Annotated in this window: 23 protein-coding genes; 11 read left to right on the top strand and 12 right to left on the bottom strand. The window is 69.2% G+C overall.

Going from position 1 to position 22,368, the window contains the following annotated elements; genetic code table 11:
• Window positions 1–279 precede the first annotated feature (279 nt).
• Window positions 280–921, top strand: coding sequence for a helix-turn-helix domain-containing protein (locus tag ABZ345_RS35415; RefSeq protein ID WP_359858711.1), 642 nt, complete (start codon window positions 280–282; stop codon window positions 919–921).
• On the opposite strand, the gene ABZ345_RS35410 is transcribed toward ABZ345_RS35415, so the two are convergent.
• Entirely contained in the window at window positions 903–1,724 is an 822-nt protein-coding gene (locus ABZ345_RS35410) for a hypothetical protein (protein WP_359858709.1), read from the bottom strand. The two genes, ABZ345_RS35415 and ABZ345_RS35410, sit on opposite strands and share 19 nt — an antisense overlap.
• Window positions 1,725–1,871: 147 nt before the next feature.
• On the opposite strand from ABZ345_RS35410, the gene ABZ345_RS35405 reads away from it, so the two are divergent.
• The 4 genes from ABZ345_RS35405 to ABZ345_RS35390 are packed head-to-tail and all read left to right on the top strand — an operon-like array spanning window position 1,872 to window position 4,957.
• A complete protein-coding gene (locus tag ABZ345_RS35405; RefSeq protein WP_359858707.1) occupies window positions 1,872–2,279 on the top strand; it encodes a hypothetical protein in 408 nt (135 codons plus the stop codon).
• A gap of 7 nt (window positions 2,280–2,286) precedes the next feature.
• Window positions 2,287–2,859, top strand: a complete 573-nt coding sequence (locus ABZ345_RS35400; RefSeq protein WP_359858706.1) for a DUF3558 domain-containing protein — start codon at window positions 2,287–2,289, stop codon at window positions 2,857–2,859.
• 4 nt (window positions 2,860–2,863) lie between these two features.
• A complete protein-coding gene (locus ABZ345_RS35395; protein ID WP_359858704.1) occupies window positions 2,864–4,171 on the top strand; it encodes a PPE domain-containing protein in 1,308 nt (435 codons plus the stop codon).
• 9 nt (window positions 4,172–4,180) lie between these two features.
• Window positions 4,181–4,957 carry an ESX secretion-associated protein EspG gene (locus tag ABZ345_RS35390; protein ID WP_359858702.1) on the top strand — a complete coding sequence of 259 codons (777 nt, stop codon included), beginning with the start codon at window positions 4,181–4,183 and terminating at the stop codon, window positions 4,955–4,957.
• A gap of 43 nt (window positions 4,958–5,000) precedes the next feature.
• Here the strand turns inward: ABZ345_RS35390 and ABZ345_RS35385 are convergent, their stop codons facing one another.
• The 6 genes from ABZ345_RS35385 to rox are packed head-to-tail and all read right to left on the bottom strand — an operon-like array spanning window position 5,001 to window position 11,506.
• On the bottom strand, window positions 5,001–6,161 hold the full coding sequence (locus tag ABZ345_RS35385) for a lactate 2-monooxygenase (protein ID WP_359858700.1): 1,161 nt from the start codon (window positions 6,159–6,161) through the stop codon (window positions 5,001–5,003).
• Between the two features lie 12 nt (window positions 6,162–6,173).
• Window positions 6,174–6,545 carry a VOC family protein gene (locus ABZ345_RS35380; protein ID WP_359858698.1) on the bottom strand — a complete coding sequence of 124 codons (372 nt, stop codon included), beginning with the start codon at window positions 6,543–6,545 and terminating at the stop codon, window positions 6,174–6,176.
• A 10-nt stretch (window positions 6,546–6,555) separates the two neighbouring features.
• Window positions 6,556–8,709 (bottom strand): protein translocase subunit SecD, encoded by a 2,154-nt coding sequence (gene secD / locus ABZ345_RS35375; protein ID WP_359858696.1) that lies wholly within the window; start codon window positions 8,707–8,709, stop codon window positions 6,556–6,558.
• A gap of 50 nt (window positions 8,710–8,759) precedes the next feature.
• Entirely contained in the window at window positions 8,760–9,083 is a 324-nt protein-coding gene (locus tag ABZ345_RS35370; protein ID WP_359858694.1) for a hypothetical protein, read from the bottom strand.
• Complete coding sequence (locus ABZ345_RS35365; RefSeq protein WP_359858692.1) at window positions 9,083–10,036, bottom strand: tetratricopeptide repeat protein; 954 nt, start codon at window positions 10,034–10,036, stop codon at window positions 9,083–9,085. The genes ABZ345_RS35370 and ABZ345_RS35365 overlap by 1 nt, the downstream gene beginning before the upstream one ends.
• 45 nt (window positions 10,037–10,081) lie before the next feature.
• The gene (gene rox, locus ABZ345_RS35360; protein ID WP_359858690.1) at window positions 10,082–11,506 is read right to left on the bottom strand and encodes a rifampin monooxygenase; all 1,425 of its coding nucleotides are present in this window, start codon (window positions 11,504–11,506) and stop codon (window positions 10,082–10,084) included.
• 143 nt (window positions 11,507–11,649) lie between these two features.
• Here rox and ABZ345_RS35355 point away from each other — a divergent pair, with 143 nt between their 5' ends.
• Window positions 11,650–12,786: an MFS transporter gene (locus ABZ345_RS35355; protein ID WP_359858688.1), complete on the top strand. Its 1,137-nt coding sequence runs from the start codon at window positions 11,650–11,652 to the stop codon at window positions 12,784–12,786.
• Here the strand turns inward: ABZ345_RS35355 and ABZ345_RS35350 are convergent, their stop codons facing one another.
• The 3 genes from ABZ345_RS35350 to ABZ345_RS35340 form a co-directional block, all read right to left on the bottom strand.
• The gene (locus tag ABZ345_RS35350; protein ID WP_359858686.1) at window positions 12,787–14,637 is read right to left on the bottom strand and encodes a glycoside hydrolase family 97 catalytic domain-containing protein; all 1,851 of its coding nucleotides are present in this window, start codon (window positions 14,635–14,637) and stop codon (window positions 12,787–12,789) included.
• A 61-nt stretch (window positions 14,638–14,698) separates the two neighbouring features.
• Complete coding sequence (locus ABZ345_RS35345; RefSeq protein ID WP_359858684.1) at window positions 14,699–15,091, bottom strand: NUDIX domain-containing protein; 393 nt, start codon at window positions 15,089–15,091, stop codon at window positions 14,699–14,701.
• A gap of 10 nt (window positions 15,092–15,101) precedes the next feature.
• Window positions 15,102–15,683, bottom strand: a complete 582-nt coding sequence (locus ABZ345_RS35340) for an NAD(P)H-dependent oxidoreductase (RefSeq protein WP_359858683.1) — start codon at window positions 15,681–15,683, stop codon at window positions 15,102–15,104.
• A gap of 82 nt (window positions 15,684–15,765) precedes the next feature.
• On the opposite strand from ABZ345_RS35340, the gene ABZ345_RS35335 reads away from it, so the two are divergent.
• Window positions 15,766–16,239 carry a MarR family winged helix-turn-helix transcriptional regulator gene (locus ABZ345_RS35335; protein WP_359858681.1) on the top strand — a complete coding sequence of 158 codons (474 nt, stop codon included), beginning with the start codon at window positions 15,766–15,768 and terminating at the stop codon, window positions 16,237–16,239.
• On the opposite strand, the gene ABZ345_RS35330 is transcribed toward ABZ345_RS35335, so the two are convergent.
• Window positions 16,236–17,423, bottom strand: a complete 1,188-nt coding sequence (locus ABZ345_RS35330) for an FAD-dependent oxidoreductase (protein WP_359858679.1) — start codon at window positions 17,421–17,423, stop codon at window positions 16,236–16,238. The two genes, ABZ345_RS35335 and ABZ345_RS35330, sit on opposite strands and share 4 nt — an antisense overlap.
• Window positions 17,424–17,611: 188 nt before the next feature.
• Between ABZ345_RS35330 and ABZ345_RS35325 the strand changes: the two genes are divergently transcribed.
• From ABZ345_RS35325 to ABZ345_RS35315, 3 genes are read left to right on the top strand one after another with little or no spacing between them, the layout of a single operon-like run.
• Window positions 17,612–17,812, top strand: coding sequence for a hypothetical protein (locus ABZ345_RS35325; RefSeq protein ID WP_030468277.1), 201 nt, complete (start codon window positions 17,612–17,614; stop codon window positions 17,810–17,812).
• Window positions 17,813–17,865: 53 nt separating this feature from the next.
• Window positions 17,866–19,365 carry an AMP-binding protein gene (locus ABZ345_RS35320; RefSeq protein ID WP_359858677.1) on the top strand — a complete coding sequence of 500 codons (1,500 nt, stop codon included), beginning with the start codon at window positions 17,866–17,868 and terminating at the stop codon, window positions 19,363–19,365.
• Between the two features lie 28 nt (window positions 19,366–19,393).
• A complete protein-coding gene (locus ABZ345_RS35315) occupies window positions 19,394–20,722 on the top strand; it encodes a LuxR C-terminal-related transcriptional regulator (RefSeq protein WP_359858675.1) in 1,329 nt (442 codons plus the stop codon).
• Window positions 20,723–20,929: 207 nt separating this feature from the next.
• On the opposite strand, the gene ABZ345_RS35310 is transcribed toward ABZ345_RS35315, so the two are convergent.
• The gene (locus tag ABZ345_RS35310; RefSeq protein WP_359858673.1) at window positions 20,930–22,168 is read right to left on the bottom strand and encodes a helix-turn-helix transcriptional regulator; all 1,239 of its coding nucleotides are present in this window, start codon (window positions 22,166–22,168) and stop codon (window positions 20,930–20,932) included.
• Between the two features lie 30 nt (window positions 22,169–22,198).
• Here ABZ345_RS35310 and ABZ345_RS35305 point away from each other — a divergent pair, with 30 nt between their 5' ends.
• Window positions 22,199–22,330, top strand: a complete 132-nt coding sequence (locus ABZ345_RS35305) for a hypothetical protein (protein WP_359858671.1) — start codon at window positions 22,199–22,201, stop codon at window positions 22,328–22,330.
• Window positions 22,331–22,368: the final 38 nt, after the last annotated feature.

Raw genomic sequence — 22,368 nt, 5'->3', positions numbered from 1 at the left:
CCCCACCGCCTACGAAGCCACCCGATACCAACCAGTCGATCAGGTAGCGTGACAACACCTCATCGACCCTGTCCGTCAAAACGGGGCAACCCCAGCCGCGCTCATCACGACGAGTGCGGCTACGACCAAGGCTTTGTGCAGGGGTTTGCCTCGCATCTAGTTGTTCCTTCGCTGTGGGCATCTCCTATGTGTTGTGGCGACGGGTGTTTTGTCGTGCCTACCACGTGCGGGAATGGTGTGGTGGACCGGTTTTCGTGCCGGTCGTGGGAGAATCGCCGCGTGTACGCCGAACGTCCCGCTCCCGCGGGCTTGGCATGCCTGTGGACGCGCACGGTCTCTGAGGAGACCGTGCAGCGTGTGGTGCCGGACGGGTGCACGGACCTGATGTGGTCACCGGCGACCGGGTCGTTGTTCGTGGCCGGGCCGGACACCGCCGCGCAGCTCGCCGTGGTCGCGCCGGGGACGTTGTACGGGGTGCGACTGCCGCCGGGGGCGTTCCCGTCGGTGTTCGGGGTGCCCGCGCACGCCGTCCGGGATCTGCGGGTGCCGTTGTCCTCGCTCTTGCCTGATGTGCGGCTTACTTCGTTCTCGGACATGGTGGCGTTTTGTGCTTCACGCGTGGTGGTCGATCCGGCTCTGGCCGCGACGGCCTCCCTGCTGCGGTCCTCGGACGTGGCTTCCGCGGCCTGGGAGATCGGGTTGAGCTCTCGTCAGCTGCGCCGGCGGTGCCTGGACGCGTTCGGGTATCCGCCCAAGGTGCTGCAGCGGGTGTTGCGGTTCGACGCCGCGATGCGCCTGGCGTGGGACGGCATGCCGTTCGCTTCCGTCGCCGCCGAAGCCGGGTATGCGGACCAGGCGCATCTGGCTCGTGAGGTGCGGTCGCTGGCCGGGGTGCCGCTGGGTCAGCTGATCCGGCCGTAGCGCCTGAGGGTCAGCAATGCGTCGATCGTGGCGATGGAGCGCCATTCGAAAGTCACGATCGGGGTGAACGCGGGGAAGCCGAAGTTCCAGCCGCCGTCTTCTTGTTGCGCGTGCTGGAGTTCGTCAAGGCCTTTGCCGAATTCGGCGTCGCTGAACCACGCGCGGGCGAGACTGGAGGGTTTGGCCGCGTAGTGGTGCATCGCCAAGCCCTCGTCTTCCTCGTAGCCCTCGGTGTGGAGGTGCCTGAGCTTTTCGGCGGCGAGTTCCGCGCGTTTCCGGTCCTTCGCCTCGTCCAGGAACATCACGGCCGCGCGGAGCTCGTACGGGTGGGTCTTCTCGAGCTCGTCGATCTCCCGCCAGCAGTAGTCACTCGCCCGGTCGAGCCACGGATGGGTGACACCCAGGGCCAGGAGCCCGGCCGCGATCTGGGCCGTGAGGAGGAGTCCGCCCTGGTCATCGGCGGCGACCCAGGGAGCTTTCGGGTGGTCCTTCGAGGTGGACATGCCGAACGGCACACTGCCGTCGGGGCAGGTGGCCTCGAGCCAGTTCAGAATCGATTCGGCCTGCTCCGGGGCGTTGACCTCGCCGAACATCTGCAGCGCACGCAGTGCGTGCAACGGCTGGCTGGTGGGCCCGCGGTGGTCGGGTTCGAGGGCGAAGCCGTAGCCGCCGTCGTCATTGCGGAAGGCCAGCACGGCCTGGACCACGGCATTGGCCGAGCCGCCGTCGAAAGCGTGCTCGAACCAGCGTTGTTCCAGCGTGCGGGCGTTGTGCCAGATGAAGTTGCGCGCTCGTTCGATCATGCCTCGAACCTAGGCGGCTCGTCACGGTGGGTCTTGAACGAAACGGCCATGTGACCTGATCAGCTGATTCGATCGCCTTCGAAGGGAACCGGCATTGTGCGAAAATCCTCCAACAGGGGTGTGGAGTTCTGAGGGGAGCTGGCCAAGATGCTGATGTTCGACGCGATCGTGCCGGTGGCGGCAGGCGCGGCGGCCGGGGCTGCGGCGGGTATGACGGCGGCGCCCGGTGGGGGTACGGCGGGGACCGCGAAGTTCAGCGTCGACCCGGACCAGGCGCAGAAGATGATCGACGGCCTGCAGAAGGCCATCGACCATTTGGAGACGCTGGCCAAGAACGCGAAGCAGCTTGAGATGTCAGGCGCGCCAGGTCCGGACCCCTACAGCGGTTGGGCGACCCTTGCGATGCGTGAAGCCGCCGGTACGCAGGAGGGTGGCTACGCCTGGGCGAACATTGCGGCCCGCAAGGCGCTCAAACAGACCATGGACAACATCAAGAAAGCTCTGGCCGACTACCGGAACACCGACGAAGCGGCGAAGAACGCCGTGAAGGGCTGACACGATCTTGAAGCGATCTCTGACGTTGCTGGCGGCACTGTTCTCGCTGGCCGCTCTCGCCGGCTGTTCGGACAAGAGCGGCGGCAATGCCAAGCCGGAGACCACGTCGCCCTCGGACACGAAGTCGGAGAGCCCGTCCACGCCGGCCGGGCCACAGCTGGACCTGGCGAAGTTCCTGGCCAAGCCGTGCGACGTGCTGACCGCTGCACAGCTCAGCCCGCTCGGCAGCCACTTCAAGGCGCCCGCACCCAGGACGGCACCGCTCGGCCCGGCTTGCGACTGGAAGGCCGTCGACTCCACGGTCGACTCGTCGGTCACCGTGACGCTCGCCGACGGCAAGGAGTACGACTCGCTGTTGAGCAGCTCGCGCAAGTCCCCGATCTTCAGCGAGCAGAAGGTGGAGGGCCTCCGGTCCTTCAACTCCGACGACACCGACGGAACCGTCGACTGCACGACCGCCGTCGAAACGGGCAAGGAAAGCGCGATCGTGGTGCAGACCAGCGTGCTCGACGGCAAGACGAAGCCGTGTGACGTGAACCTGAAGGTCGCGTCAGCGGTCGTCACCACACTGAAGGGGTAGCGGAATGGCTGGGGATGAGCCGAACATCGGCGGTTTCTTCATGCTCCCCATCGGGGGCGGAGAAATGGTCTACAACTGGTTCGACAAGGGCAAGGGGCCGAACCAGAGCACGTCACCGACGGCCGAGGGCTGGCGCAGCCTGTCGACGGGTCACACCGATGTGTCCCGGCTCATCGAGCAGGCTGTCAGGGACTCCGGTGCCTCCTGGGAAGGCGCGGCGGGTGATGCCGCACGCGGCAACACCTCGCCGCTCGCCACCTGGGCCGACGTGACGGGGCAGTCCGCGACCCAAGCCGGCGAGACCGCCGACACCGTCGGCGAGGCGTACGTCAATGCCAAGCACGCGATGACCAAGCCGCCGGAGGTCCCGGACAAGCCGTTCCTCAACGACTGGAAGCCCTGGACGACCGACTACGACGAAGCGGTCGAGAAGAACCAGCAGGTCAACGAGCAGAACATGCGGGCGTTCAATCAGTACGGGGACGCCGTCACGGCCAGCACCAACAACATGCCGACGTTCATCTCGCCCGATCCCAACGACGCCAAGATGCAGCAAGAGGGCGGCGGCAAGATCATCGAGCACATCAACGAGCCTGGACCGCACAACCCGTACACGCCGCCGGAGACGAGCAACCCGCCGCCCGGCAGCGGCAAGCCTCCCGGCTCGGACGACCGCACCGACCTGTCGGGGTGGAAGCCGCCGGGCAACGACGACACGACGAACCCGTCGTGGCAGCAGGACCCCAACGACCCGCGCAACCGGCCGCCGGGGATTCCTGACCCGAACGACCCGCGCAACAGGCCGCCCACGGACACGGGCATTCCGCCCGGCCGGTGGGACCCGAACAACCCGAACGACCCGCGCAACAAGGGCCGGTTGAACCCCAACGACCCGCGCAACCGTCCTGGTGGTCCGGGCGGACCCGGCGGACCCGGTGGGCGTTCCGGTGGCGGCGGTGGTGCCGGCGGCGGTCGTGGTGGCGGCGTGGGCGGCGGTGCCGGTGGCCTCGGTGGTGCCGCGGCGGCTCGTGCCGGTGGGCCCGGTGGCATGGGCAGCGGCTTCGGTGGCGCGGCGGGCGTTGCCGGTGAAGGCTCTGGACGTGGTGGCGCCGGCGGCTTCGGGCCTGGCGGTGCCGGGGCCGCGGGTGCGGCCGGGCGTGGTGGTGCCGCGGGTGCCGGAGGTATGGGCGCCGGCGGCGGCAAGGGGCAGGGGGACGAGGACAAGGAGCACAAGTCCGCGTCGTACCTGCAGGAGACCGAGGACATTTTCGGTGACGGAACGATGGTGGCTCCGCCGGTCATCGGCGGATAAGGAGAAGTCGTGCTGAGAAGCAGGGTCGCCATGCCCGTCATCGCGCTCTACCAGGCGTGGCAGGCGGCGGGCCTGCCGTCGCTGCACCGTGCGCTGCTCACCCAGGTCGACTTCGACGAGGACCTCCTCGAGTCGGGCGACGTGAGTGAGCTGGAGCGGTTGCAGCGGACGGCGTGGGCGCAGCTGGAGGCCTACGGGCTCGCGCGCGGCAACCAGGTTCACCCGGACCTGGCCAACGCGTTGCGGCTCGTGGTGGAAGCCGGGGTGGAGTACTGGGCGTACTTCAGCTTGAAGGACGGTCCGCAGCAGAGCGTGCTGGTCGTGTCGAACGGCCAGGACGCGCTGCGGATCGTGCTGACGCCGCAGCAGGAGTTCGTGCTGGAACCGGTGCGGCCGGACGAGGCACCGCAGGCGCTGGTCGGCGCGCTGCCGCCCACGCCTGCGGGCAAGGGCGCCCCGATCACGTTGCCCGAGGACGCGCTGGAGCAGAAGCGGCAGTCCTATGAGGACACCGGCTCGTTCCTGCAGCAGAGCCGTCCGACCAGCACGCCGAACGACCAGCTCGTCGCGCAGCTCAAGGAGATCATGAACCAGCCGCGCACCGGCGGCGGTCAGGTCTACTCGGCCAAGCGCGACCACCTGGGCCGCAAGCAGCGGTGCGTCGCCCCGATCACGTTCATCGACACGCCGAGCGGGCGGTACATCGCGGCCAAGGACCAGGGCTGGCTGCGGGTGCAGCCGGCCGATTTCGGCACGCTCGCACGGATGACCGCGACGATGCCGTAGGAGCAACTCGGCCGGGCCGCGGTAACGGCCCGGCCGAAGTCGTTCAGCCGAAACGCAGTGCGTCCGGCCCGAGCTCAGCCGGGCTCCGGTGTCCCGACAGGCCGAGCGTCAGGTCGAAGTCCGCGAGCAGGCTCCGCAGCACATGCTTCACCCCGACCTGCCCGCCGTGCGCGAGCCCGTACGCGAACGGCCGCCCGACCATCACCGCCTTGGCGCCCAGTGCCAGCGCCTTCACGATGTCCGCGCCGGTCCGGATCCCGGAGTCGAACAGCACGTCGACCTGCTCCCCCACCGCCTCGACGATCGACGGCAGCGCGTCCAGCGACCCGACCGCGCCGTCGACCTGACGCCCGCCGTGGTTCGAGACGATCACACCGTCCATTCCGGACTCGACGGCCTTGCGCGCGTCGTCGGGGTGCTGGATTCCTTTGAGGACGATCGGCCCGTCCCAGTGCTCGCGCAGGAACGCCAGCTGGTCCCACGACTTGTCCGTGCCCGTGAACAGCTGCACCCACCGCAGGATCGCCATCGGCAGGTCCTCCTCGGGCGAGCGCTGCAGTCCAGCGCGGAAAACCGGGTCGCTGAACGGGATCGCCGTGCCCACCCCTCGCAGGAACGGCAGGTACGCCTGGTCCAGGTCGTGCGGCCGCCACGCCAGCGTCCACGTGTCGAGAGTGACCACCAACGCCGTGAACCCGGCCTTCTTCGCCCGCTCCAGCAGCGACGCACACACATCCGGGTCGTTCGGCCAGTACAGCTGGTACCACCGCGGCCCATCGCCGGACGCCTCAGCGACCTCCTCGATCGTGTGCGAGGACGCGGTCGACAACACCATCGGCACGCCGAGCTCAGCCGCCGCCCGCGCGGTCGCCAGCTCGCCGTCGGGATGCAGGATCGACTGCACGCCAACAGGTGCGAGCATCACCGGCGCGGGCAGCTCGGTGCCCAGGACGTTGACGCCGAGGTGCCTTTCGGTCGCGTTGGTCAGCATCCGCGGCACGATCCGCACCCGCTCGAACGCCTCGCGGTTCGCCCGCACGGTGGCGCCCGAACCCGCGCCTCCCGCCACGTACCAGAACGGCCCCGGTCCCAGCCGATCGCGCGCGGACTGCTCGAGCGCGTCCGGGTCGGTGGTGAACGGCGGTACTGCGCCGCCGAGCCCCTGCAGGTAGATCTCGTTCTGGTACGAGGCGAAGGAGGTCATGCGCCTAGCTTGCTACGAAGCGAGTTGGACTAGGAAGAACTCGTTGCCGAACGGGTCGCTGAACCAGGTCGCCCGATCACCCCACGGCATGGTCTCCGGCGCGCCCTTGACCTGCACTCCCTTCTCCTGGAAGGCCGCCACGTCACCGTCGATGTCGTTGGTGATCAGCGAGATGCCGCAGCCCGTCGAGAACGACACGTTCGGCGTGTCGTTCAGCGACAGCGCGAAGGCGGTCTGGGCGCCGGGAGGAGCGACGGTCAGCCAGCGCATGCCGGCCTCGTTGCTGTCCTGTCGCTTCTCCCAGCCCAGCACGTCCACGTAGAACGAGACGGCCTCGTCCAGCGAGCGGACGTTGATGGTCACCGAGTGCGCATGAGTAATCATGCGAGAGACGCTAGGCCCGCACCCCCACCGGGCGCTTCTTCGAAACTGCTTTGCGCGGCCAGCGGGACTCCAGCCAGAGCGCGACCGGGGCGGCGGTGACCACTGTGGACGCCGTGCCCGCGATCAGGCCGATCAGCAGCGCCGTCGCGAAGTTGGCCAGCGAACCGTCGCCGAGTACCAGCAACGCCGACAGCACGAACAGCACGCCGATGCCGGTGTTCACGGTGCGCGGCACGGTTTGCACGACCGCGTCCGAGACCACGTCGGGGTACGAGGCCGTGAACCGGGAGCCGCGCAGCGAACGCAGGCGGTCGAAGACGACCACGGAGTCGTTCACCGAGTAGCCGATCACGGTCAGCAGCGCCGCTAGGAACACGCCGTCCGCGGTCTTGCCCATCCACGCGAACACACCGATCAGCACGAACACGTCGCTGAGCAGTGCGGCGACCGTGGCCACGCCGAGGCGCCAGTCGAAGCGCACGGCCAGATAGCCCAACTGAGCGACGACGGCGATGGCCAGGCCGATCACGGCGTTGCGGCGCAGTTCGGAGGAGAGCGAGGGACCGATCAGCTCGTTGCTCGACTGGCGGGCGCCGCCGTCGACGACCGAGGAGACGATCGCGCCGATGCTCGACGACTGGCTGTCGTCGATCTGGCCGGCGCGCAGCGAGACCTCGTTGCCCGATGAGGACACCACGACGTCCCCGAAACCGGCGTCGGACAGAGCGGTGCGCACTCGGCCCGCGTCGATCGGGCCTCCCGCGGTGAAGTCGAGCACGCGGCCGCCGGTGAACTCGACGCCCAGGTTCAGGCCGCGCACGAACAGACCGGCGAACGCCACGAGCACCACGGCACCCGCGCTGATCAGCCACAACGACGGCCGGCGGTACAGCACGACGGACAGCCGCTGCCGCACCCAGCCCAGAGTGTGCAGGCCGCTCAACCGAGGACGCTGAGCCACGAACCGTGTCCCCAGCACCCACAACACCAACACGCGCGACAACACCAGGGCGCTGAACATCGACGCCAGCACACCGATGGTCAGGGTGACGCCGAACCCGCGCACCGGGCCCGTGGCCAGCCAGAACAGCAGGCCCGCGGCTAGCAACGTGGTCACGTTCGAGTCCGCGATCGCGCTCAACGCCCCGCGGAAACCACCCTCCGCGGCACGGCGCAGGTTCGGTTTCCGGGCGTACTCCTCGCGCGCTCGCTCGAAGATCAGCACGTTCGCGTCGACCGCCATGCCGATCGCCAGCACGAAACCGGCCAGACCGGGCAACGTCAGAGTCGCCCCCACAGCTAGCAACCCGGCATAGGCGACACCCGCGTAACCGGCCAAAGCCAGCACGGCCAAGAACCCGGCGAGACGGTAAGCGACGATGAGGAACACCGAGGTCAGGGCGATGCCGATGACCGCGGCCTGAGCGCTCGCCTCGATCGCCTCGGCGCCCAGCGTCGCCCCGACGGTGCGCTGTTCGATCACCTCGACCGGCACGGGCAGCGCGCCGGAGCGGATGACCAGGGCGAGCTCCTTGGCCTCGGCCTGGGCGAACCGGCCTGTGATCGTCGTGGCACCGCCTGCCTGGCCGGCGCCGCACCGCGTGTCGAGGCTGACCTCCGGGGACGAGATCGGCTTGCCGTCCAGCACGAACGCGATCTGGCGGCCGGGTGTGCCGGACGGTTCGCAGGCCGCCTCGCCGGTGACCTTCTGCCACGTCGAGGGCGCGTCGCCGCGGAACCGGATGTTGACCACGTAGCCCGCGCCCTGCGGGTTGCGGGCCGAGGACGCGTCCGAGATGCCTTCGCCGGTCATGACGGTCTGGCCGTTGCGCTGCACGACCAGCTGCGCGGTGCGGCCGAGGACCTTGACGGCTTCGGCCGGGTCCTGGACGCCGGGGAGCTCCACGATGATGCGGTTCTCGCCGGAGCGGGCGATGACGGGTTCGGCGACGCCGAGTGCGTCGACCCGGCGCCTCAGCACCTCGAGCGAACGGTCGGCGGCATCGGAGTCGCCCTTCGCTTCGAGGACGATCTGGGTGCCGCCGCGCAGGTCGAGGCCGAGACGGGGATCCGTGGTGAGCAGCAGGAAAGCGGATGCGACGAGGACCCCGAGCGCTATGAGACCGCGCACGAGGAGACCCCGCCGCGCGTTGTCGCGCGACATGGGTGAGTGAACCTTCCGGTCAAGAAAGACGGGTGCTGAGAAACGAGATTTCAGCGACCGGAAGGCGGCGAACGGTCCCGCTGCGGCGTCCAGCGGACACCGTCGGGCGTGCGGTGGACGCGGCGGGCGAACGAGACGACGAAACGCACCGGCAGTGCGGGACGAGCGACCGGCGGCACGTCCATCGGCAGCTGGGACTGCGGCACCCGCGCCGAATGGTGCTTGTGCGGCTTGGGTGCGGCGCCGGGCAGGTTCGCGACGTCCTGGGCGTACCGGACTACGGAGCCCTCAGCGGGCGTCGGTGCGGGTGCGGCGACGATGAACAGCTGTCCGAGGAACAGCAGGAACGCCAGTGCGACCGCGTTGCGACGCATCACCGCTTCCTGCCTCCCCCGACGTACACGAGCGCTCCCCCCACGACAGCGCACAACCAGGAAAGCACAAGTGGCTGCATCGTGGTTGCTCCGAGGAACAACGCTATGGTCCACGCGACCAGAATGAGAGCGGACGCCGCGAGCAGCGACACCGTCACGGCGAGCTTGCGCAGGCCGAACAGCAGCTTGAACGGACGCAGCCGCAGCGCCACGACGAGGCAGCACAGCACCAGGGCTCCGGTGAAGACCCCCAGGTAGGGCGTGGGACGGGGCATGCCGGCGACCAGAGCGAGTAACCCACCGCCGACCAGCAGCAACGACAGCGTGCGCAGCGCACGCCACACCTTCACCTTGTTCAACTGCATCGGGGCGGGAGGCTTCGCGGAACGGCGCCGTTGCACGGTCGCGAGGTTGGCCTTGGAGTCCGCGTCGGACGGGTCGAGCTTGATCGCGTTGCGGTAGGCGTGCTCGGCGGTGCCCCAGTCGCGCATGCGCAGGGCCGCGTCGCCGAGGACCTGGAACGCCCGCGCCTCGGTGGGTGCGAGCTGGGAGGCGTGCAGGGCCGAGTCGAACGCCTCAACGCCGCCCTCAGGAAGGTCCGCGAGCACCTCGGCCAGCACGACGTAGCAGCGCCAGTCGCCCGGCTTGCGGCGCACGGACTCGCGCGCCGCGACGGCTGCTTCCTGATGCCGGCCGAGGTCGCTCAACGCCAGCGCGGCCAGCCGCTGCGGCCAGGCCGGTTCGCCGTCGAGCACCATCGCCCGCTTGGCCGAGTCGAGGGCCTGGCCCGCCTCACCGAGGTCGAGGTGGGCGGCGGCGAGCCGGCACCACGCCTCGGCGTGCCGAGGGTTCGCCGCCACCAGGGGCCGCAGCAGGTCGATGGCCTGCCGCGGTTTCCCCGAGGCGGTGAGCTCGGCGGCGCGCAACAGCACCGCGGTCATCGGCTCGGACACGCCGCACAGTGTGACAGCGCGCCCCCTGCGCCCGAACGGGTGACCTCAGACAGAGGTACCGAACCAGCGAGCCAGCTCACCCTCCAGCGTCTGCTGGTCCGAGCCGGCCCACGCCACGTACCCGTCCGGCCGCACCAGCACGGCGGGCGCGGACAGCTTCTCGCTCACGTCGACGACGTGGTCGACGCGATCGGCCCAGCCGCCCACGGACAGCGACCCGGTCTGGTCGAGCAGGATCGCGCGACCCGCGTGCATCTGGTCGAACAGCCCGCCCCGCTTCAGCGCGAGGTCCCCGATCCGCCGCCCCACCAGGTCGTCCGGCGAACCGAAGTCGTACCGGATCGTGATCGCGATGATCTTCTCGATCAGGTACCTGTTGACCTCCTCGAACGCCACGAGCTCGGTGAACACCCGCCGCACCGCCTGCGGGCCCGGCTCCACCCTCATCAGCTCGATCATCGCGCGGGTGGTGTTCAGGACGTCCTCGGCCACCGCGTGCCGTTCGGCGTGATACGTGTCCAGCAGGTCCGCGGGAGCCCAGCCGTGCACCGCCGCCGCAAGCTTCCAGCCCAGGTTGAAGGCGTCCTGCAGCCCGAGGTTGAGACCCTGGCCCCCGGTCGGCGGGTGGACGTGCGCCGCGTCGCCCGCGAGGAACACGCGGCCCGACCGGTACCGCGAGGCCTGCCGCGTCGCGTCACCGAAGCGGGACATCCAGCGCGGCGAGTGCACGCCGAAATCGGTGCCCGCGAAGTGCCGCAGCCGCGCCTTGAAGTCGTCGAGGGTCGGCATGACCGCGCGGTCCTCCGACACGCCCTCCGCGGGCACGACGACCCGGTACCCACCGGTGCGGTAGGGCCCGATGCCGAACAGCTTCTGCGTCTCGCGGACCTTCATCATGATCGGCATCGCCTCCTCCCACGGCATGCCGATCTCCATCTCGCCGAGCAGGATCTCGACCCGAGTGGGCTCGCCGGGGAAGTCGATCCCGGCCAGCTTCCGCACAGTGCTGCGGCCGCCGTCGCAGCCCACCAGGTACCGCGCCCGCAACGCACTGCCGTCGGCCAGCGAGACGGTCACGCCCTCGTCGTCCTGCGACAGCCCGACGACCTCGCAGGAGCGCCGGACCTCGGCACCGAGAGCCACGGCGTGTTCGGTGAGCAGGCGCTCGGTGATCGGCTGCGGCAGGCCGAGGGTGTGCGGGTACTTGGTGTCGAGGCGTTCCGGCGCGGGCTTGTCGATGCCCGCGAAGAAGCCGGCGAGCGGGTGCTTCGTGCCGAGCTCGAGGAACCGGTCCACGATGCCCCGCTGGTCCAGGATCTCGATGCTGCGCGCGTGCATGCCGAGCGCGCGCACCACCTTCGTCGGTTCGGCGTCCCTCTCCAGCAGCACGACCTCCACACCGTGCAACCGCAGTTCGCCGGCCAGCATCATGCCGGTCGGCCCGCCGCCGGCGATGATGACGTCGATCATGGAGTTCCCCATTTCCCCAGGTGGATGACGTTGGCCGGGAAATGATGAAGCACACCCGGGGTCTTGTGGCAAGCCCCCGTCTGCGCTATATGTTGAAGTGGGAGGAGAGAGATCTCCTCCTTCGTCGTCTCTGGGGGAGCGACTTGATCAGGTGGTACTTCGCGGGGCTGGCGCTGTCGTTCTTCGGCACGAGCGCGATGTACCTCGTCGCCGGCGTCTGGGTGAAGTCCCTGACCGGCAGCGACGCTCTCGCGACGATCGCGATCCTGTGCGTGTACGCGCCGGGCGTGCTGTCGCCGTGGATCGGCCGGTTCGCCGACTCCTACCGCCGCAAACCACTGCTCATCTGGACCGACCTCGCGATCGTGCCCGCGCTGGCGGTGCTGTTCTTCACCGACGAGATCTGGGTGATCTACGCGGTCTTGCTGGTCTACGGCGTGAAGGCGGTCCTGGTCAGCGCCGCCGAACCAGCGCTGCTCGTCGCACTGCTCCCCCAGGACCAGCTCGCCAAGGTCAACGGCCTGCGCATGTCGCTGCAGGAAGGCATGAAGCTCGTCGCGCCACTGGCTGCCGCCGCGTTGTTCGCCGTGTACGGCGCGTGGCCGGTCGTCGCGATCGACGCGCTGTCGTTCCTGCTCGCCGCCGCGGCCACCAGCATGATCAAGGTCGACGAGCCACCTCCCGCGCCGCGCGAGACACCGAGCCGGCCGCACCTCAAGGCCCTCACGTGGCCGCTGACGGGCGCGGCGACGGCGCTGTTCGCGGGCTCACTGGGCACCGCCGCGTCGTTCGCGCTGGTAGAGGACGGCCTGCATCGCGGGCCGGCGTTCCTCGGCGTGCTGACCGCGGCCCAGGGTGCCGGATCGGTCCTCGCGGGCCTGATGGGAAAGCGCGCCAACGTCACCCTCGGCCTCCTGCTCATCGCCGCGGGGGCCCTGGCCAGGATGACGGCCTGGCTTCCGGCGGTGCTCGCGGGAGGGTTCCTGAACGGCGTCGGCCTCGCCTGGGCCGTGGTCGCGGTCATCACGCTGGTCCAGCACCGCACCCCACCGGCGGTGCTCGGCCGGGTCAGCGCGACGGCCGTCAGCATCGTCTTCGCCGGCGGGCCGCTGGGCCTCGCGGCGGGCGCGGCACTCGTCGCGCACCTGAGCTTCCAGGCGATCTACGTGATCATCGCCGTGGTCGCCGCGGCCGCGGCGATGTGGGCACGCGGGGACCGGACGCGCCGCTTCACTGCGCGCCGGGCCCCCGCGTGGCAGGCGACCGACCAGATGGAGTGATCAGCCGCACGTGGTGGCGGTCGGCGGCACCTGGCAGAGCCTGGCCGCGTAACCACCGTTGCGAGCCACGGGCACCGTCAGGGAGTCTCCCGCCGCGACACGTTTGGTGTCGAACGTGATCTTGCCCGTCGGGCTGTCGTGGTACAGCTCAACCAACCAGGAGCCGGAGCCGAGGAATCCCGTTCCGACCGAAAGGTCACGCGGATCACCCGCGGTACCGGCACCGAGGAACCACGTCGAGCCGGATCGCCGCGCCAGCACCGCGAGCTTGCCGGGATCGCCCGCCACCAGCCGGGTCTCGTCCCACGCGGCCGGAACCGTGCGCAGGAACTGCTCGGCCACGGGGTACGCGGCGTAGCTGGAGATCTTGTCGGCGAAGTGCTGGACACCCGACTCGTACAGCACGCCCAGCGCGAGCTCGGCCGCGTCGGAGTTCGGGCGCACCCCCGAGAACGTCACCGGCGTGAAGTCCATCGGCCCGGTCAGGTTCCGCGTGAACGGCAGCGTCAGGTAGTGCTCGATCGGGAACGGCTCCCGGCCGGGACGCGGCTTCGTGCCCTCCGCGCCCTTCACGGCCTCGACCGACAGCACGTGCGGCCAGGTCCGCGTGACACCGCGAGGAATCGGCGCGCCGTGGAAGTTCAGCATCAGCTGGTACTTCGCGGCCGCCGCGTACACGGCGTCGTACCAGCGCATGCGGTCCTGGCCGTCGGACTCGATGAAGTCGATCTTCAGGCCGACCGCGCCCCACGAGCGGTACTGGGCGAAGAGCCGCTCCCGTTCGCTGTCGGTGTCGATGGTCTGCCACCGCACCCACAGCCACGTCTCGACGCCGCGCGCCTTCGAGTACGCGATCAACTCGGGAATCCAGTCGGCGCTCCAGCCGGAGTCGACGAGGTTGTACTTGTAGCCCTGCTTCGCCGCGTAGTCCGCGTAACGCTTCTGCAGAGCCAGGTCACCCGTGCCGTCACCCCACCACGACCACACCGCGGTGCCGGGCTTGATCCACGAGGTGTCGGAGATCTTCGACGGCGGCGCGAGCGAGGTGATCAGCGAGCTCTCGACGATCTCGGCCAGCGATCCGACGCCCAGCACACGCCACGGCGTCGCCAGCGGGCCGGCGGAAGTCTCGGCCGGATCAGGCAGGACGAGCCGATAGCGGGAACCGTCGTACACCACCCGCGAACCGCCGTAGCGGCCGTCGAGATCCGACTCGGCGAGCAGCAGCCACGACTCGCCGACGTGGAACAGCGCCGGATAGCCGTACTCGACGCCCTTCTCCGCAACGCGAACGTGCGCGGACTCGTAGTCGCTGCGTCCGTTGTCGTACGGCAGCAGGAACTTCTCGGCGGCCGAGGGCACCGCGAACTCCGACGCTTCGCCGAGCACCGTCGTCCACTTGCCCGAGGGCAGCACGTACTTGTACGCCACCCCGTCGGAGGACGTGCGCACCACGAGATCCAGCCGTTCAGCCATTCGCTGGAGGTGGAACGTCGTCTCCGTGCCGACGTAGGTGTGCTCGCGTTTCTTGCCGGACACGGTCGTGTACGAGTCCTGGACGAGCCGCGACGCCGACCCGACGAACTTCAGCCCCGACGTCAGGTCGGCGTCAGCGGTGCGGATGCCCAGCGCGGACGGCTCCAGCACCGTGGTGCCGCCGTGCCGGACCTCCAGGCTCAACTTCCCCTTGTCGAGCCGGACAAGTGCTTCTGGCGCAACGGATTGCGCACTGACAGGCGCGGTGACGCGCCATTCTCCGGATTCTGCGATGGCGGGAGTCGTGCCGACCAGCGCGCCCGCGACGGTCGCACACACCGCCGCCAGCACCACTGATCTGTTGCGAAACCCCATGCGTGTCACTCCCTACAGCGTGGCGGCGGTAGGTGGACAGAGTGGGAAAGCGCTTACCAGCTTAGGACAGCAACCCGGCTTCGTGTAGGTGAGCGAAGATGATGCGATCGACCGGAGAGATCCGGTCCACGTCGGCGGTGGTGAGCCAGGCGAGCTCCTCGATCTCGGCCGACGCCACCGGTTCCCCCGTGAACGACGCGGTGTAGCAGGTCATCCGCACCGTCACCCCCGACGAGTGGCCGTGCGCCTGCGCCTCGAACGTCCCGACGTGCTTCGCCGACGCCGCGTCGATCTCGACGGACAGCTCCTCGCGGATCTCGCGCACGAGCGTCTCGACGTCGGTCTCCCCCGGCTCCCGCTTGCCACCGGGCAGGTAGTACGTGTCCTTGCCGGCCGACCTGGTGCCGAGCACCCGGCCGTCCTCCAGCTGAATCCAGGCAACCTTGTCGATCATGTCCGCCAGGCTAGGCGGACGCGAGCTCCTTCACCACGCGGTGCGCGTCGGCCAGCGACTCCACCGCCAGCTCGCGGAACTGGTGCATCTGCGGGTTGACGTCGGCCATGGTCAGCTCGGCGTGCACGAACTCCAGGTTGTGGTCGAGCCCGATCATCGACAGCACCGCCCGCAGGTACGGCTCCTGGAAGTCGAAGCCCTCCCGCGGCGTGCCCGGCTTGTACGAGCCACCACGCGCGGTCACGACGACGACGCGCTTGCCGCCCAGCTCGAAAGTGCCGTCCTCGCGCGGGAAGAACTCCTGCCCCGCGACCTGGTCGATCCAGGCCTTCAACGTCGACGGGATCGAGAAGTTGTACATCGGCGCGCCGATGAGGATCACGTCGGCGGCCCTGACCTCGGCGACCAGGTCGGCCTTGATGTCGTGCGGCGAGCCGTCGACGTGCGGGACCGGCTCCGCGTTCAGGTCGCGGTAGGTGTAGCCGCCCTCGGGGTTCGAAGACCTCCAGACGTCGGCGAACGCGCCGGTGATCTCGCGGGTCACAGACCCCTCGTGGCGAATGCTGGAGTCGATGTGAAGCAAAGTGGTCATGCCCAGAACATACGAGTGAAGAAGTTCCGAGTCAAGATGTTCTGGGCCGAGAACATCTTCGCCGGGATGTAGGATGGACCACATGGAGGTGCAGCAACCGATCACCGCGTGCGTGGAGAAGTGGGACTTCAACTGGCTGCTGCACCGCGCCGCCCAGCGGGTCGGGGCCGCGTTCGCCGACGAGATCGCGAACTTCGGCATCTCGTTGCGCGGACAGCTGGTCCTGAACGTGCTCGCCGTCGGCGAGGAGGCCGCACGCACCCAGCTCAAGCTCGGCGCGATGCTCGGCCTGGACAAGACCACGCTGATGAGCGAGCTCGACAAGCTGGAGCGGGCCGGCCTGATCATGCGCGTGCCCGACCCCAACGACCGCAGGGTGCGCACGCCGGTGATCACCGACAAGGGTCGCGAGCTGCAGAAGCAGGCGGGAGACGCGCTCGCCGAGGTCGAACGCGGCTTCCGCGCCCGCTTCTCCGAGCAGGAGATGGCGGTCATCCGCAAGGCCCTGGGCGACCTCGCCAACGGCGAGGGCCCGATGCAGGGCTCCTGCATCTAGACCAAGGAGCCCAGATCAGCGTCACGCAGCTGGTCCGGAGTCACCGTCGCCTGCGCGTTGACCAGCTTGCTCAGCGCCGTCCCGTGGTCCCAGACGTTGACGTTCATGGCCGCCCGCAGCCGCCCGTCGCGCAGCCAGAACGCGATGAACTCCCGCTTGGCCAGGTCGCCGCGCACCACCACCTCGTCGGACGGATCCGCGAGGCCGCGGTACTCCATGCCCAGGTCGTACTGGTCGGTGAAGAAGTACGGCGACTTCTGGTAGGGCTCGTCCAGCTCGAGCAGCGGCCCGGCGACGTACGTGCCCTGGTCCTTCGCGTTCGCCCAGTGCTCGACGCGGACCCGCCCGTCGTAGCGGGGGTGGTCGTGCGCCGCGATGTCCCCGGCCGCGAACACGTCGGGGGCGGACGTGCGCAACGTGGCGTCGACCGCCACGCCGCCGTCAGCCAGGTCCAGCCCGGCGGCCTCGGCGAGCTCGAGCCGCGGGGTCGCGCCCACGGCCAGCACCGTCACGTCCGGCAGCAACTCGGTGCCGTCGTCCAGCCGCACGCCCGACGGCGAGAAGCTCGCCACGCCGGTGCCCAGCTTGAACTCGACGCCGTGCTCCTCGTGCAGGCCGCGGAACATCAGGCCCATCTCGGTGCCCAGCACGCGCACCAGCGGTTCGGACAGCGGGTCGACCACCGTGACGCGGCAGCCGTGCGTGCGGGCCGCGGCCGCCACCTCGCAGCCGATCCAGCCCGCGCCGACGATCACGACGTGCCTTCCCTCGCGCAGGTTCGACTTCAACGCCAGCGAGTCGTCGATCGTGCGCAGCACATGTCCTTGCGCGCCAGGCAGAACACGGGGGCGCGATCCCGTCGCGAGCAAGAGCCGATCGTAGGAACGCACTGCTCCATCGGAGTCAACGATCGAGTGATCACCTGGTCGCAGATCCAGCACCGAGACGCCGAGTTTCAGCTCGATCTCGTTGTCGGCGTAGAAGCCCTGCTCGTGCACCCACGCCGGTTCGGCGGCCTTTCCCAGCAGAACGTCCTTGGACAGCGCGGGAAGCTCGTACGGGCGATGGTGTTCGGTGCCGAACATGGTGATCTTGCCGCCGTAGCCGCGGTCTCGGAGCGCTCCGGCAGCCGAGGCACCGGCGAGGCCCGTCCCGACAATCACGATGCGTTGCGGTTCCGCCATTTTCACCCCTCCAGGTGACCTACTCTCGTCCCACATGCGACGCTATCCGCAGCTCGGCACGGTCGCTCGATGGGGAACTTTCGCGGGAACGCGAAAACGTCGTCACGACTGCCGGTCGCCCGCGTCTCATCAACGCGAGCGCCGGCGCCACCGGGCCGGCGCGCCGAGTGAGCTGGAGGAAGAAACCCGTGGGAGCCAAAGAGGAGTGGCAGGTGAGCTGCCGCGACATCGCTTCGCGCCGACGGGACTTGACGGTGTTCGTCAGCCAGGGGCACATCGTGATCAACGTGCCGCCGGGGGAAGCCGCCGTTCTGACACCGCTGGAGGTCGGCCGTCTGCGGGCCGCACTGCGGGAAGCCGTCGTCGCCGCGTCCGACACCGAGATGTGACCGCCATCACAGCGTTACCTACTCACAAGTAGGTAGATGGCAGAGTGGGTCCCATGGTGACCCGCGTGCTGCTGACCCTGGTCAAAGCCGGCGTGATCCGGCCGCTGGGCCCGCGAGGCCTTGCCGCGACCGCACGCGGCTATCTGCACTGGGACATCACGCTCGCGTGGGGGTACCAGACAGGCGCCGGCCGGCACCCGGACCGTGCGGCGATCATCGACGACGACGGTGTGCTGACGTACGCGGAAGTCGACGAGCGCACCAGCCGGCTCGCGCACGCCTTCCGCGCTAAGGAACGTGTCGGCCTGCTGCTGCGCAACCACCGCGGGTTCATCGAGACGATGACCGCGTGCACGAAGATCGGCGCCGACGCCGTCCTGCTCAACACCGGCCTGAGCAAAGGACAACTGGCCCAGGTCGCCCAGGAGCAGAAGATCGACAGGATCGTCGCCGACCGCGAGTTCGCCTCCGTGCTCCCCGATCTGCCGGTGTACTTCGGCGACGAGCTGGAGTCGCTGATCCTCAACGGCCCGCGCACGCCGTTGCCCCGCAGGCCTCCGCGCGGCCGGCTGATCCTGCTCACCTCCGGCACCACCGGCGCTCCGAAGGGCGCGCGCCGGCCGGAACCGGCGAGCCTCGCCCCCGCCGCCGCACTGCTGTCGCGGATCCCGCTCAAGCACGGCGAGGTCATCGCGATCACCTCGCCGCTCTTCCACGCCTGGGGGCTCGCCGCGTTCCAGCTCGGGCTCGTCCTGGGTGCCACGCTGGTGCTGCGCCGCAAGTTCGACCCCGCGCAGACGCTGAAGGACGCCGAGCGGTGCACGGCGATGTTCGTGGTTCCCGTGATGCTGCAACGCATGCTGGAGACCCCGCACCGGCCGAAGCTGCGGATCATCGCCTCCAGCGGGTCGTCGCTGCCACCCCGGGTCGCCGCCCGCACCCTGGAGGAGTTCGGCCCGGTGCTCTACAACCTCTACGGCTCAACGGAAGTGAGCTGGGCGAGCATCGCAACACCCGAGGAGATGCTTCGCGCGCCTGGCACGGCGGGCCAGCCACCGCTAGGCACCCGATTGGCCATTGTGGACGATCAGGGCAAGCCGGTGGCGCCCGGCGAGACCGGCCGGATCTTCGTCGGCAACGAGATGCTGTTCGACGGCTATACCAACGGCACGAGCAAGGAGTCGTTGAACGGCCTGATGTCCACGGGTGACCTCGGCTATCTCAAGGACGGCCTGCTGTTCGTGGCCGGCCGGGACGACGAGATGATCGTGTCGGGCGGTGAGAACGTCTACCCGCGCGAGGTCGAGGACCTGCTCTCGAACCTGGAGGGCGTCACCGAGGTCGCCGTGCTCGGCGTGGAGGACGACGAGTTCGGCCAGCGGCTAGTCGCGTTCGTCGTGGGCGCCGAAACCCTGACGGCCGAACACGTACGTGAACACGTGAAGGCGAACCTCGCGAGGTTCTCGGTCCCCCGGGATGTTTTCTTCGTCAACGAGTTGCCGCGCAACGCGGCCGGGAAAGTGTTGAAACGTCAATTGCGCGAACAGGTCTAGGCTCGGCCCTCGGGAGAGGGGCTTGATCATGACGGTTCCCGGCAGGACGGCTGATCCCCGGTCCAACGCCGTGCACAACCTGCGCGAGGCACGCATCGCACTGGACGAGGGCAGGCCAGGCGAGGCACTGGAGTACGCCGAGAAAGCGGTTGCCGCGTTCGCCTGGCTGGACGACGTCGAGGGCGTCGCGGAAGGCGTGCTGACCCAGTCCGTGGCGCTCGGCAAACGCGGGCTGTGGCCCAGCGCGCTCGACACGATCGACAGGGTGCAGGAGATCGCGGCCGCGAACCGCCACATCGGACTGCAGGCCCGGTGCAGCTTTTCCCGTGCTGTGGTGGAACTGCGGCTCGATTCGCGCGAACGCAGCTTCAACTCGTTCGCCAGGGCGCTGGGTCTCGCGGAGCTCACCGGCGACAACGAGCTGATCGGGTCGGTGCTGTTCGAACAGGCCCGCGTGATGCGCATGCAGTACCACGAGCACTGCATGATCCGCACCGAGGAGAGCCGCTGCAGCCTCGACGGCGAGCCGTGCGTGCGCAAGCTCCGGCGGGCGGAGGCGTTGTGCGCGCAGGTGCGTGACCGGTGGAAGCAGGTCGGCGACCCGGTGCGGATGGCGATGGTCAACGTCCTGCTGACACACGTGCGCATTGATCTGGGTGAACTTGACCGCGCGAACCGCAGCTGGCAGCGCGCTGACCAGTTGCTTGCCGGAAGGAACCGCCCGGTGGCGCGGGCGGAGGCGTTGATGGCGCGCGCCAGGATGTCCGGTGCGCGCAAGCGGTACCAGGACCAGATCACCCAGCTGACGCAGGCCGCCGAGCTCGCGATGAGCTGCCTGGCACGGGAAGTGGCGGTGCACGCTCACCAGCAGCTCAGTGAGGCGTACGAACGATCCGGGGACCTGGGACGGGCGCTCAGGCACGCGCGGCTCCAGTTGGAGCAGTACCGCCTGTGGGAGCTGCAGGAGGGCCGCGACCTGTTGCGGATGCGCGAGCACGACCTGTCCTCACGACTCGTGGAACAGTTGGCGCACAGGCGTTTCGAGCCCAAGCGCGAGGACGCCGTGGTGCGCGTCCCGCACGCCGGTGAGCTGCACGAGACCGGTACGGCGGAGCACACGAACACCCGAATCGCCCGCGCGCTGCGGGCGGGTCTGACCAAACGCGGCATCGAGGTGCTGCGGCTCGTCGCGGCCGGCGCGAGCACGGCGATGATCGCCGAGTCGCTCGGACTCTCGCCCAAGACCGTGCAGAACCACCTCCAGCGGATCTACACGACCCTTGACGTCAACGGCCGCTCCGGCGCCATCGTGTGGTGGATGAGCTTGACCAACGGCGAGTCATCTATTGTCAAGTGATTGACAATTGGTCCGACCAGACCGGGGTCCAATCGCCCGTTCGGTCGCTTGCCGCCGACGGGGTGGTCGCGGTTCTTGGGTGATTTACCCACGTCCACGCAGTGGAATTGGGTGATGTGACGGGTAACTGGTCTGTGTCATGCTCCGTTAACAATGTGTCCAGTTAAGGAGCGAGGGGCGGTCATGGCCGGGCAACGTCGCCTGCGGTCAGTGCTTGCGCAGAGCAATCCGCGCCACGTCGCGCCACAGCAGCGGGTCAACGCCCTCGGGGTTGATGTGCTCCAGCAGCGCGGCCAAGGCCGTGCGCGCGCCGGTGCTGCCGTCCGGGTCGACCTCGTCCGCCGCCCGCACCAGCAGCAGGTGGCACCGCAGCTGCTGCTCGGCGTCGAGCTGACCGGTCGCGATGGCCTCCTGCGCGAGCTCGCGAGCCCTGTCGACCTCGCCGTCGCGCAACGCCAACTCGGCGCGCAACGCGCGAGCGTGGGCGAGCAGACCGTCCGGCCGGCGCATCGCGGCGACCGTCGTCTCCACCTTGTCCAGCAACGCCACGACCTCGTCGAGGTTCGCACCGGGCGTGCGCAGCGCGATGGACGCTCCCGCAAGGCGAACGCGGCAGCGGTACTCGGGATCACCGTCGAAGTCGTCGAGCATGGCGACGGCCTCGCGGATGCAGTGCGCGGCCTCGCTCCTGTCCCCCAGCCGGTCCGCGACCTTGGCCCGCGCCCACCACGTGGAGATCGCGAGCCGGTCGCGCCCGAGTTCGGGCAGTCGCGCGGAAAGCTGGTCCACGACCTGTTCGGCGTCGGCCAGACGTCCCGCCGCGGTGAGCTCCGCGCACAACGAGATGAGTGCGCGCGTGTTGACGCGGCGCACCCGTTCACCGTCACCACTGGACAGCTCAACGGCCTCGGTCGCGGCTCGCACGGATTCGGCCGTCCGGCCGAGGCGCCGCAACGAGGATGCGCGCAGGATCTCAGCCAACGCGTCCACCGCCGGACCGGGAGACCAGGACTTGCGCAGCTTCGCCGCCGCCAGCAGCAGACCCTCGTGGTCGCGCTGCCTCGCCAGCATCACCAGGCGCGTCCAGCGCACGCACCAGCCGAACATCTCCTCGTCCGACCGCTTTCCCAGCGTTTCCAGCAGGTCGACGGCCATCACCAGGTCGCCGTCGTGGTAGGCCAGCAGCGCCTCGCACCACGCCAGCGCCTCGTCCTGCATCGCGGTGCGGTCCTCGTCGACCATCAGCTCGGACGGGTCGACGCCGAGCACCTCGGCGAGCCTGCGCACCACGGCGGGCGACGGCACGCGCTCGCCGGATTCCAGCCTCGACACGTAGCTCATGGAGACGCCGGGGCACGCGAGGTCCTTTTGCGACAAACCGCGTTGCAGCCGGACCGCCCGCAACCGCGCGCCGAACCTCGTCAACGACTTCCTGCCCTCATCCACGGCCGCCACCTATCGGAACGGAGCACCTCAATGAAGATGAACACTATCGCTCGAATCGCCGCCGCAGTGATCCTCAGTTTGGGAGCACTGCTGACGGCGGCCGGAGCGGCGTCGGCCGACACCCCTGACGTCTTCACCCCGCCGTACTACTGCCAGCCCTGATCGTTTTGACCGGTTGAGGTGGTCTTGCCTCCCTCGCA

It is taken from the genome of Lentzea sp. NPDC005914, from assembly GCF_040629405.1.
Lineage (GTDB): Bacteria > Actinomycetota > Actinomycetes > Mycobacteriales > Pseudonocardiaceae > Lentzea.
This window is presented reverse-complemented; position numbering and strand designations above follow the sequence as displayed.